Origin of the sequence: Amaricoccus sp. (assembly GCF_017995835.1) — a bacterium.
In the GTDB taxonomy this organism is placed as follows: Bacteria; Pseudomonadota; Alphaproteobacteria; order Rhodobacterales; family Rhodobacteraceae; genus Amaricoccus.
In genome coordinates this window covers 1-7,742 of the sequence record NZ_JAGOID010000123.1, presented here as the reverse complement: position 1 = coordinate 7,742, position 7,742 = coordinate 1, and the positions used below count along the sequence as shown (strand labels likewise).

Genomic DNA, 7,742 nt, shown 5'->3' with positions numbered 1-7,742 from the left:
CGGGAAGCCGGCGGCGAGTTCGCGGACGCTGTCACCCCACGGCTGGTCGACGGCCTGCGCCGCGCGTTCCTGGTCCGAGAGAGCCGATGAGAGCGCGTAAATCTTTCGAAGGTTGACGAAACCATGCAACCATGCCAAATGAAATCAATCGGTTATTCGGCCACAATCGGCCGATTTGCCGAAAGATTCACACGCTCTGACCCCTCCACGAAGCGCCCGGCCTTCACCACATCGAGCGGAACGGTGACCGCGACGAGCACCGACGTCAGCACCTGGTCCGGGAAGAGTGCCGCGGGTCCGAACAACGTTTCCAGCTCCTCCGGTGTGAGGGGGCCCTCGGCCAGGACCACGACCTCCAACGTTTCTGCCGCCTCCGCGGCCTGCTCGGGCGTCAGCACCTGGCCGCTCGCGTCGACGCAGGGGACCGTGAGCGACATGCCGACCGAGATGTTTTCCTGATCGCCGCCGAGCGCGTCCCAGTTCGCGTCGGCGATGAAGCCGTAGAGTATCGGGTCGCCATAGGCGCGTTCGGCCAGTCGGCTCAGCGTGTCGCCACTCGCCACGACATGGAAGGACCCGCACGTGACGGACCCGTCGCCGACCAGGACCTGGGCCGCCGCGGGTGACAGCGCAGAAGCCCCAAGCACGGCCGTGGTCAGCCCTCGAACAGTGAAGCGCCGGGTCGACGACCGAAGAGAAGGCAGCCGGTAATACCGGCGGGCTCATGAAACGACTCGCGGGCGCTTTTTGGTCTTTGACGATTTTATCGTTTATACTCAGGTAGTTACCCTATCTATCACGCGTGTTAGCCCGCGCTGCGCCGGGTGGCCTGGTAGACTCGCCGGTATAAGAGGACATCTTCGTTCCGACACTCCTGTCTTGATCCGGCACCACCGGTGCCGAATCGTGCAGCCCGAGTCTACTCGACATGATCATAGCCGAACAGGAACTCTGTCCGGCGGCCTGCGTCGAATCCCGCGGCGCAAGCCCCTGACTTGCCGGGCCGAGCGCCAGCGGGACGCAGGTTGATTTTCGTGCAGTGCCTGATCATCAGAAGGTAAACTTCGTGCCGAAGGTACCGACCGTGATATTCCTCAGGTCGGGCTCGGCCCCGTCATCGATCTCGTACCAGCGAAGCTGACCGTTGAGGTCGATGCCGTAGCGCTCGATCCTCTGCACCGCCGCGAGGCCATAGGACTTGCCGTCGGCGCCGTCGCTCGAGATGGTTTCGCCATGGGTATAGTCAACGCCGAAGCCGGTCGGTCCGAGCGGCCAGAAGGAGGTGTCCCAGCCGACCTTGGCGTAGACGTTCGAGGGATCGTCGCCTTCGTCGAGCTTGTAGCCGCCGGTCGAGAGCGTAAGGCTGAGCCCCTGTCGGATCGTGCAAGTAGGACCCCGCGGCGCATGCGTAGTCGACGTTGTCGTCCTCCGTATTGTAGACCGAGGCTGCCGCAAGGAGCGTGAAGTCGCCGACGGTCCAGCCGCTCCAGTCGCCGTAGTCGCCGCCGAGGGTCACCGCCGCCGCCCACTGGTCGTCCTGGCCGTAGGAGGCCGAGCCCCGCACGCGGCCGAACATCGGGCTGTCGTAGCGAATGCGGCCCAGCCGGTCGCCGTCGAAGTCGAAGAATGCGTCGCCGACCTTGGTGTCGCTGTAGTCGACGCCGTCGGTGAACAGGATGCCGCCAGCGATGTCGGCGACGCCCGCGTACATGATCGGGCCGGCGACGAGCGAGAGGTCGTACTCGGCGGTGTCGTCGGCCGCGCTCGAGCCCTTTGCCGAGCTGCAGCCGGCCGTAGCGATCGTCGCGGAACGTCACTTCGGCGCGGCGCACGTTGAAGTCGGCGTCGGTCTGCGCGTTGAGCTGGTTGACGTCGTAGGAGTTGTTCGGGCTCGCGCCGATCTCGAGTGTGGCGCCGAGGGTGGTCTGGCCGAGCGGTGCGTCGGCGTCGAGGCGGAAGCGGGTACCGGACGTGTCGTTGTCGATGATGAAAACGTCGGTCGAGATCCCGTCGTCGACGACGTTGAAGGCCGAATTGACCTGCGTGGAGAGGGTGAGCGACCGGCCGCTCCGGTCGATCCACGTGAAGCCCTCGGCGACCATTTGGGCCTCCGTGCGATCATCCTCGTCCGGCGATGGCGCGGCGGGAGCGGCCACGACCGCCATCGGGGCGGCCGCCGGGCGCGGCGCCGCGGTGGCGGTGTGCTCGGCCTTGAGCGCGTTCAACTCGGCACGCATGGTGTCGATCTGCTGCTGCTGGGCCTCGATCACCACCATCATCCTGTCGATGTCGGCGGTGCTTGCCTGCTGGGCGGCGGCCGGGGCGGCCGTGGCGAGGGCGACGAGCGCGGCGGCGGTGGTGCGCCGCGATCCTGTCGGAAACATGACGAGGCTCCTTCGTTTCAGGGTTGGTCGGCCTTGGGGCCGGTCGAATCGGGAGTCGGGGGCGTCGCCGTCCGCAGCATGCGAAGGCCGAGGAAGGCGAAGGCGATCGAAACGAGGGGATTGACGAGGGTGAAGAAAGCGAAGGGGACGTAGACGGTCGTGGCGACGCCGAGGGTTGCCGCCATGTAGGCCCCGCAGCTGTTCCAGGGGATGAGCGGCGAGGTGACGGTCCCTGAGTCGCCGAGTGCGCGCGAGAGCACCACCGGCGCGAGCCCGCGATCCGCAAAGGCGCCGCGGAACATGCGGCCCGGGAGCACCACGGCGATGTACTGGTCGGACGCCAGCACGTTGGTAGCGAAGGCGGCGCCGACGAGCGCCGCCACGAGGGCGCCGGTCGAGCGGGCCGCGCCGATCACCGGACCGATCAGACGATCGAGCACGCCGGCCTTCTCGACGATGCCGCCGAAGGCGAGGGCGACGAGGATCAGCCCGACGGTGCCGAGCATGCTCTCCGTGCCGCCGCGGGACAGCAGCTGGTCGACCGCCGGCTCGCCGGTGGCGGAGACGTAGCCCGTGGCCAGCGCGGCCCAGACGCCCTTGAGCAGGGCGAGGCCGGGTGGCAGCTCGGCGCCGGCGAAGGCGATCACCCGCTCCGGCGCGTCGACGACGGCGAGAACGCCGCCGGTGAGGGCGCCGAGGAAGATGGTGACGAAGGGCGGCCAGCGGAGCAGCGCCAGCGCCAGCACGACGAGCAGCGACAGGAAGTGCAGGAGCGACGGATGGAACGCGGCCTCGATGCCGCCCGCCACCCCGCTGGCGTCGAAGTCACCGGGGGAGCCGAGCAGCCAGAAGCCGAGGACCGCCACCGCGAGCGCCGGCAGGGAGGTCCAGAGCGACCGCGCACGTGGTCGTAGAGGTTGGCGGCGGCGCAGGCGAGGTTGGCGGTGTCGGAGAGGGGCGAGGACTTATCGCCGAAGTAGGCGCCCGAGAGGATGGCGCCGGCGGTGATGGCCGGATCGAGTCCCATCTTCTGCGCGACCCCATCATCCCGATGCCGATGGTGCCGGCGACCGTCCACGAACTGCCGATCGAGAGCGCGACCACGGCGCAGATCAGGCAGGCGGTGACGTAGAAGTAGTCGGGGCTCAGGAGCTTCAGCCCGTAGTAGACCATGGCGCGTGCCGCTGAGCGCCCAGGTGTCGATCAGCGCGCCCACCGCGAGCAGGATGAAGATCGCCGAGAGGCCGGTGTTGACGCTGGCGACGGCGGCGTCGCGGAGGTCGACGATCGAATGGCCGTGGCGCCAGGCGACCCAGGTGGCGACGAGCGAGCAGAAGACCAGCGCCACCTGGTTGGGACCGGCGGCGGCGGCGTCGCCGAACAGGAAGAGGGAGAGGCCGAGCAGGCCGACCAACGCCGCGACCGGAACGAGGGCGGCGGCGAGGCCGAGCGGCTCGGGTGTGCTGGACCGCCTGACGCGCATGGCCTGACCTTCAGTGGAACGCGATTCCGTCCGCATCGTCGTCCGCCGGCTGGTCGGCAATCGTGGTGCCCTTGTCGCCACGCACCGCGGCCGGCACGTCGGCCAGCGCGCAGATCACCGAGCGGCCGCCGGTCGCCCGCGCGAACTCCTGCGCCGCCTCGACCTTCGGCCCCATCGAGCCGGCCGGGAACGAGTGTTCGTCCATCGCGTCGGGGGTCGCCCAGCGGATCGCCCGCTGGCCGGGCTTGCCCCAGTCGAGATAGACCGCGTAAGTATCGGTGGCGCAGACGAAGACGCCAGCCCCGATCTCGCGGGCGAGGAGCGCCGTGGCACGGTCCTTGTCGATGACGCACTCGACGCCGACGAGCCGGCGGGTGCCCTTCTCGTACATCGTCGGGATGCCGCCGCCACCGGCGGCGATCACCACCGAGCCCTTCTCGAGCAGCCACCGGATCGGGCGGAGCTGGAAGATGCGCTTGGGCAGCGGCGAGGGGACGACGCGACGCCACTTGTCGCCGTCGGGCTTCACCACCCAGCCCTTGGCCTTGGCCTCGGCCTTCGCCTCGGCCTCGTCGTAGACCTGGCCGACGAACTTCGTCGGATCGGCAAAGGCCGGGTCGTCGGGGTCGACCTCGACCATGGTCAGGAGCGTGGCGAGCGGCTGCTCGAACGGCAGCACGTTGCCGAGCTCCTGCTCGATCATGTAGCCGATCATCCCCTCGGTCTCGGCGCCGAGCACGTCGAGCGGCGCGTCCTCGCCCGGATACGCGATCTCCTGCAGCGCCAAGAGCCCGACCTGCGGGCCGATGCCGTGGGTGATGACGACCTCGTTGTCGGCGCAGAGCGGCGCGAGCGCCTCGGCCGCGATGCGGGCGTTCCGCCGCTGGTTGAGCCGGGGGAGGAGCGGCCGGGCGGAAAGCTGGCGTCGGGCAAAGGTTTACGACGCGCGGCGGGATGCACGATCCATGCACGAACCATGCACGAGGCGTATGCATAGGAAAGAAGTCGGGATTGGGAGGTTAACGGCGGGCGGGCGGCCTGAGGAGGCGAGCTCCGGTTGATCGGTTCGGCATGGCCTGCACCGCGCAGCCCCGGCTGCGCCCGCGCGATCCGGTCGGCACGCGCCGCAAGCGCGGGCCGAGGGGGACCATCGGCCAGGGAGCGGGACGGATCGCCTTGTCGGGTGAGGCGACCGTACGCAAGTCCCGCCGATCCTGGCGCGCGACCTGATCGGCACGGGGAGGAATCCGAGGCGCAAGACTGGCCTGCGTGGGGCGCAGCCGAGCGATCGCTTCCGTAGACCAACTCAGCCCCGCGGCGCGCCGAGCAACGCCGCCACTGCCTCGAGCGCCGCGCGCACCGGCGGGTCGTGGCGGGCGTCGTGGTGGCAGACCATCCACTCCTCGTGGCCGATCTCGGCGATCGGCTCCGACAGCCGCGCCAGCCCGGCCTCCGCGTCTCCTGCGAACGTCGGCAGCAGGATCCGCCCGATCCCCGCCAGCGCCAGGTCGAGCGCGAGCCGCATGTCGCTTGCCGTCGTGACGATCGCGTCGCCGCGATTGGCGGCGAGCCAGCGCTGAGAGGGCGTGTCGGGGGCGCCCTCGCTCAGCGCGACATAGCCCTCGACCCCCGGTCCCGCCCCATAGATCGCGTAGCCGACGAACCCCGTCCGTCGCCCCGCCAGCCAAGGCTGGTCCGGGCGGCGGTTCCTGACGCCGATATCGGCTTCGCGCCGGGCGATGTCGACAGTGGCGTTCGAGGCCAGCAGTTCCGGCACCCAGCCGTCCGCGGGCTTCCAGAACGAACCGATACGCCGCGCGATCAGCCGCGAGGTCCAGAGGCCCGCGGTGATGCGTACCCGAGGCGTCCTGCGCGCCCCCGCGATCCAACGCTCCAGCCGCCCCGCCGCCCCGCGCAGCGCCTCGGCCTCCGCCAGAAGGCCCCGCCCCTCGGCGGTCAGCGAATAGCCGCGCGGGCCGCGCTCGAACAGCCGCCTTCCCGATCGACGCTCAAGCTCGGCCATGCGGCGGCCCAGCGTCGGCACGCTCGCGCCGGTTGCGCGCGAGGCGCCAGCCAGCCCGCCCGCATCGGCCACGGCAAGAAAGAGCGCCACGTCGTCGAGATCGATGGTTTGTTTCATTTCTGAAGATTGGCTTGCGTGAAACCGGTCTGCAGCGGGTCTGTACCGGCGGCCATGTTAGGCCGGTCCCATCAAGGATGAAAGGAAAACGGATGTTGCTCCCGCTCGTCGTGAACCACCCATACCTCCAGGTCCCCCGCCCGGAGTGCGCCCCGCCATGCGAGGCGGCGATCATCCGCCGGCGCGTCGCCTCGGCCCGGCGCTGGCGGCGCCGCCGCCGCCGGCTCCTGCTGTTGCGTTTCCTCCTGGGCCGGAGCCGGCCCGCCGGAGCGGGGTCTCGTTCAGTGCTGGCCGGCACGGGCCGGGCGTCGCTCGCTCACGCCGGATAGCGCGCGATCGCCTCCGCGAACAGCGCAGATTCGACGTTGCCGCCGGAGGCGACGGCGATCACGTCGCCCGTGGCGAGTTCGTCGCCGCGGAAGAGGGCGGCGGCCAGCGCCACGGCGCCGCCGGGCTCGAGCACGATGTGGAGGTGCGAGAAGGCGAGCGACATCGCCGCCAGCGCCTCGTCATCGGAGACGGCGAGGCCGGGCCCCGCGCGTTCGCGCAGGATCGGAAAGGTCATCGCGCCGGGGCGCGGGGTCAGGATGGCGTCGCAGATCGAGCCCGTGGCCGCCGGGTTGCTCACCCTGTCGCCGGAGGCGAGCGAGCGGGCCATGTCGTCGAAGCCCGCGGGCTCGGCCGTGCGCACCCGGAACGCCGGCGCCTCGGCCTCGAGCGCCAGCGCGATGCCGGAGGCGAGCCCGCCGCCGCCGCAGCAGACCAGCACCTCGGCCGCGGCGATCCCCGCCTCGGCGGCGTCGGCGACGATCTCGAGCCCGGTCGTGCCCTGCCCGGCGATCACCTCGGGGTGGTCGTAGGGCGGGATCAGCGTCAGGCCGCGGTCGCCGCCGATCCCGACGGCCAGCGCCGCGCGGTCCTGGGTCAGCCGGTCGTAGAGCACCACTTCGGCCCCGAGGGCGCGCGTGCCCTCGATCTTCACCGCCGGCGCGTCCTGCGGCATCAGGATGACGGCAGGCGCGCCATGGGCGGCGGCGGCCCAGGCGACGCCCTGCGCGTGGTTGCCGGAGGAGAAGGCGATCACCCCTCGGGCGCGCACCTCCGGGGCGAGCGCCGAGACGGCGGCCCAGGCGCCGCGCGCCTTGAACGAGCCCGTCACCTGAAGGCACTCGGCCTTGACCCAGATCCGCCGTCCAGCGCGGGCGTCGAGCGCGGCCGAGGAGAGCAGCGGCGTGCGCCGGACATGCCCGCGGGCGCGCGCGGCGGCGGCGCGGATGCGGTAGATGTCGCTCAAGCCCGGCTCTCGACCCGGGCCAGCAGGGCCTCCAGCGCGGCCAGCGCCTCGGGCTCGTCGAGGAAGGGGACGTGGCCGCGGTCGGGAACCTCGGCGACGATCAGGTCCGGGCGTCGCGCCCGCATCCGCTCCACGGTCTCGCGGCTCAGGAGATCGGAGTTGGCGCCGCGCACCAGCGCCGTCGGGACGCCGGCCAGCGCGTCGAAGAGCGGCCAGAGGTCGGCCGGCGGATGGTTGGCGGTCGCCTCGAAGGCGTCGCGGATGCGCGGGTCGTAGTTGAGCGCGAGCCCGTCCGGGGTCTCGTCGAACCAGCGCCGGGCGAGCGAGAGCCACTTCTCGCGCGCCAGCCCGGGGAAGCGTTCGCCCATGCGGCGCGCCAGTGCGTCGGCGCCCTCCTTCAGGGTCTTCGCCCGGGGCGCGATCCCGAGATAGCTCATGATG

Annotated in this window: 7 protein-coding genes and 1 pseudogene; 1 reads left to right on the top strand and 7 read right to left on the bottom strand. The window is 70.8% G+C overall.

From position 1 onward, the window contains the following. Nucleotides 1–152: 152 nt before the first annotated feature. The 3 genes from KBA23_RS14625 to KBA23_RS14615 form a co-directional block, all read right to left on the bottom strand. A complete protein-coding gene (locus KBA23_RS14625) occupies nucleotides 153–563 on the bottom strand; it encodes a DUF3300 domain-containing protein (RefSeq protein WP_290742313.1) in 411 nt (136 codons plus the stop codon). Between the two features lie 680 nt (nucleotides 564–1,243). Then, entirely contained in the window at nucleotides 1,244–1,711 is a 468-nt protein-coding gene (locus KBA23_RS14620; protein ID WP_290742310.1) for a hypothetical protein, read from the bottom strand. 690 nt (nucleotides 1,712–2,401) lie between these two features. Then, nucleotides 2,402–3,250, bottom strand: coding sequence for a Na+/H+ antiporter NhaC family protein (locus KBA23_RS14615; RefSeq protein ID WP_290742307.1), 849 nt, complete (start codon nucleotides 3,248–3,250; stop codon nucleotides 2,402–2,404). Between the two features lie 312 nt (nucleotides 3,251–3,562). On the opposite strand from KBA23_RS14615, the gene KBA23_RS14610 reads away from it, so the two are divergent. After that, nucleotides 3,563–3,874 (top strand): hypothetical protein, encoded by a 312-nt coding sequence (locus KBA23_RS14610; RefSeq protein ID WP_290742304.1) that lies wholly within the window; start codon nucleotides 3,563–3,565, stop codon nucleotides 3,872–3,874. A gap of 3 nt (nucleotides 3,875–3,877) precedes the next feature. Here KBA23_RS14610 and KBA23_RS14605 read toward each other — a convergent pair. From KBA23_RS14605 to KBA23_RS14590, 4 genes and pseudogenes are all read right to left on the bottom strand, one after another. Further along, nucleotides 3,878–4,756 (bottom strand): annotated as a pseudogene (locus KBA23_RS14605) (carbamate kinase); the annotation flags it as partial. A 417-nt stretch (nucleotides 4,757–5,173) separates the two neighbouring features. Then, nucleotides 5,174–6,007 (bottom strand): LysR family transcriptional regulator, encoded by an 834-nt coding sequence (locus tag KBA23_RS14600; protein ID WP_290742302.1) that lies wholly within the window; start codon nucleotides 6,005–6,007, stop codon nucleotides 5,174–5,176. Between the two features lie 316 nt (nucleotides 6,008–6,323). Then, nucleotides 6,324–7,301 (bottom strand): threonine/serine dehydratase, encoded by a 978-nt coding sequence (locus tag KBA23_RS14595; RefSeq protein WP_290742299.1) that lies wholly within the window; start codon nucleotides 7,299–7,301, stop codon nucleotides 6,324–6,326. Continuing rightward, nucleotides 7,298–7,742, bottom strand: a 445-nt coding sequence (locus tag KBA23_RS14590) for an alpha/beta fold hydrolase (RefSeq protein ID WP_290742296.1), incomplete at its 5' end; no start/stop codon positions are given. The genes KBA23_RS14595 and KBA23_RS14590, both read right to left, overlap by 4 nt.